This is a genomic window from Pseudomonas sp. Ps21-P2, from assembly GCF_039672565.1.
Taxonomy (GTDB): Bacteria; Pseudomonadota; Gammaproteobacteria; order Pseudomonadales; family Pseudomonadaceae; genus Aquipseudomonas.
Genome location: NZ_JBDFPL010000045.1, coordinates 1 through 813, shown reverse-complemented (window position 1 = coordinate 813; position 813 = coordinate 1). Strand labels below are relative to the sequence as shown.

The 813-nt window shown below is 52.6% G+C and carries 1 protein-coding gene; it reads left to right on the top strand.

Annotated elements, in window-relative coordinates; translation table 11 throughout:
* The coding region (locus tag ABEH28_RS27305; protein WP_346631571.1) for a hypothetical protein at positions 1–192 on the top strand (192 nt) is incomplete at its 5' end.
* Between the last annotated feature and the right edge of the window lie 621 nt (positions 193–813).

Genomic DNA, 813 nt, shown 5'->3' with positions numbered 1-813 from the left:
GTAGTTGGTCAAGCAGCAAAACTGCTGACATTTCACCTTGACTCAGCTGCAAGCCATCTGCCACAAGCTGACCGCGCACTGATCAACTGGATTTGCCCGGAACTTGGGAGTTTCCTCCAGATACCGCGGCAGGTGAATGCAGACTGTCGTGGTCTCAACCACGTCCGAAAAGATGCGCACCTGACCGCCTGATTGCTAGACAAAGCCATCAAGCTCAAGATATCTCTCCGGTCAAAGACTACCAAAGGGCCCCGCTATCTACCCTTGCGGATGCTTGTGCAAGACAATTTCATTTGCATCTTTGCAACTCCAATCGTCGCTTCAGTAACCCTCTTTGACGTCTTTCCAGCTCCTCGGCAAGCGCTGCAAGCTTGGCCTCACCGAACGCAATGGCCCTGGCTTTCGTAAGAAAAAGTTCGTCAACTTGTTAATTGCGGCCCTTGTCAGTACGGTCATATGCGCTGTTACCAAATCCTTGGTCCACGAGTTCGACCTCCAGCAACTGAAAATTCCGTGTCAGCAGCCATGCGGTGTAGGGGTAGGTTCTGTCGCTCATCAAAGACTTGGTCACCACAATTGATCGCTATATAGATAAAAGCATAGCGAGATGTGTTGCTACAACAACCTCATGCACGTAGGGCAGGGCAGGCAGGCGACATGTCTGGATCTGTAGGCAAGAAACATCTAGGAAGGAGCCCGCCAGGGGAGGCAGGAAGGCCTGGCGGGCTAGGTCTCGTACTGCTAAGGCCCGATAACGCTATAGATCACTCTAGGGTAGTGAGGCGTTATGGCGGAGAGCTGCCCTCCCTTAGG